Origin of the sequence: Streptomyces sp. NPDC007162, assembly GCF_040634175.1 — a bacterium.
GTDB lineage: Bacteria > Actinomycetota > Actinomycetes > Streptomycetales > Streptomycetaceae > Streptomyces.
Map to the genome: position 1 here is coordinate 1 of NZ_JBEYFC010000834.1, position 2,621 is coordinate 2,621.

A 2,621-nucleotide genomic window follows, 5' to 3' on the forward strand; every position below is an offset into this window, starting at 1 on the left:
AAGGCAAGCACCGATCAGCCACATCCGGCCCTCCCGGGCCGCCTAACAACTTACGGAGCACTGATGCTCACGCCCCACCAACAGAGGTGTGCACGATGAAGGAACAGCTGATGGCCCGGACGTTCGTGGAGCTGGCGGACAGTCTCGTCGCCGACTTCGACCTCATGGACTTCCTGCGCCTGCTCACCGACCGCTGCGTCGATCTGCTCGACGCGGGTGCGGCGGGCGTCCTGCTCGCCGACCGTGACGGCGTGCTGCGTGTCATGGCCGCCTCCGACGAACGCGTGCGCCTCCTCGAACTCTTCCAGCTCCAGAACCACGAAGGCCCCTGCCTGGACTGCTTCCACACCGGGATCACCGTCTCCGTTCCCGACCTGCGCGACGAAGCCGCGCGCTGGCCCCTGTTCACCGCCCAGGCCCAGCGCATCGGCTTCACCGCCGTCCAGGCACTGCCCATGCGCCTGCGCGACGAGGTCGTCGGCGCCCTCAACCTCTTCCACACCACCCCGGCGCCCATCAGCCCCGCCGCCACCCCCTTCGCACAGGCCCTCGCCGACGTCGCCACCATCAGCCTGCTGCAACAACGCACCACCGAGCGCAGCACCCTCCTCAACGAACAGCTGCAGACCGCCCTCAACAGCCGCGTCCTGATCGAACAGGCCAAGGGAAAGCTCGCCGAACGCCGCCACACGGACATGGAGCGGGCCTTCACGACGCTGCGCGCCTACGCCCGCGCCCACAACCGCCGCCTGGCGGACGTCGCCCGCGCCTTCATCGACGAAACCGAGCACCTCCCCGGTCTCAGTCCCGGAAGTTCCTGATCAGCCTCCTGCGAGAAGGGTTCGTCATGCCGCTCGGCCCCACTACCGAGACCTCTCTCGACACTCCGGACACCCCCGACCCCCTCGACGAGGAGGAGCTGAGCGCTCTGGATGCCCATTGGCGGGCGGCGAACTATCTGGCCGTCGGGCAGATCTACCTCATGGCCAACCCTCTGCTGACCGAGCCGTTGGCGCCTGAGCACGTCAAGCCGCGACTGCTGGGGCACTGGGGCACCTCACCGGGCCTGAACCTGGTCCACACCCACCTCAACAGGGTCGTGAAAGCCAGGCGCTTGGACGCGATCTGTGTCTGGGGGCCCGGTCACGGCGGGCCGGCCGTGGTGGCGAACTCCTGGCTGGAGGGCAGCTACACCGAGACGTACCCGGACATCACGCGGGACGCGGCCGGCATGACGCGCCTCTTCCGGCAGTTCTCCTTCCCGGGCGGCATCCCCAGTCACGTCGCACCCGAGACCCCCGGATCGATCCACGAGGGCGGCGAGCTGGGCTACTCCCTCTCTCATGCCTACGGGGCCGCGTTCGACAATCCGGGGCTCCTGGTGGCCTGCGTGATCGGCGACGGTGAGGCCGAGACGGGCCCACTGGCCGCCTCCTGGCACTCGAACAAGTTCCTCGACCCGGTACGGGACGGTGCCGTCCTGCCGATCCTGCACCTCAACGGCTACAAGATCGCCAACCCGACGGTCCTGGCCCGGATACCGGAGCCCGAACTCGACTCCCTGCTCAGGGGATACGGCCACGAGCCCCTCCACGTGACCGGGGACGATCCCCGCGCCGTCCACCAGACGATGGCTCGCGCCATGGACGAGGCCCTGGACCGTGTCGCCGCCTTCCAGCACGCCGCCCGCACCGGTTCCGTCATCACCGAACGCCCACGCTGGCCGGTGATCGTGCTGCGCACGCCCAAGGGCTGGACCGGGCCGGCCGAGGTCGACGGCCTCCCGGTGGAGGGCACCTGGCGAGCGCACCAGGTGCCGCTGCCGGCCGTACGCGAGAACCCGGACCATCTGCGGCAGTTGGAGCGATGGCTCCGCTCGTACCGGCCCGATGAACTCTTCGACGAGCACGGACGCCCCCGGGAACAGGTCCTCGCCTGTGTCCCCGACGGTGCGCACCGCCTGGGCGCCAGCCCGCACACCAACGGCGGCCTGCTTCTGCACGACCTGCCCGTGCCGCCCCTGGAGCGGTTCGCCGTCCCGGTCGACAAGCCCGGCACGACAGCGCATGAGCCGACCCGCGTCCTCGGCGACCTGCTGGCGCAGGTGATGGCCGACACGGGCGAGCGGCGCGACTTCCGGCTGGTCGGACCGGACGAGACGGCCTCCAACCGCCTGCAGGCCGTCTACGAGGCGAGCGGCAAGGCGTGGGAGGCCCAGGTACTGCCGACGGACGAGCACCTGGAGCGCGGCGGCCGGGTGGTGGAGATCCTCTCCGAACACACCTGTCAGGGCTGGCTGGAGGGCTATCTCCTCACCGGCCGGCATGGCCTGTTCTCCTGTTACGAGGCTTTCGTCCACATCGTCGACTCCATGGCGAACCAGCACATCAAGTGGCTGCGCGTCGCCCGCCGACTCCCCTGGCGCCGCCCGATCGCCTCCCTCAACTACCTGCTGACCTCGCACGTGTGGCGCCAGGACAACAACGGCTTCTCGCATCAGGACCCCGGTTTCGTCGACCACCTACTTGTATTGCCTCGAGAGGTTGGGAACGCGGCTGGCGGGTGGTTGGCCCTTCAGCGCGGTGTGTCCGCGGTGGTGATTGTAGGTGTGCAGCCAGCCG

1 protein-coding gene and 1 pseudogene are annotated in these 2,621 nt (G+C 69.3%); both read left to right on the top strand.

The window, feature by feature from the left end:
• Positions 1-95 precede the first annotated feature (95 nt).
• Positions 96-821: a GAF and ANTAR domain-containing protein gene (locus tag ABZ646_RS44660; RefSeq protein WP_360532967.1), complete on the top strand. Its 726-nt coding sequence runs from the start codon at positions 96-98 to the stop codon at positions 819-821.
• Between the two features lie 26 nt (positions 822-847).
• Positions 848-2,527 (top strand): annotated as a pseudogene (locus ABZ646_RS44665) (phosphoketolase family protein); the annotation flags it as partial.
• Between the last annotated feature and the right edge of the window lie 94 nt (positions 2,528-2,621).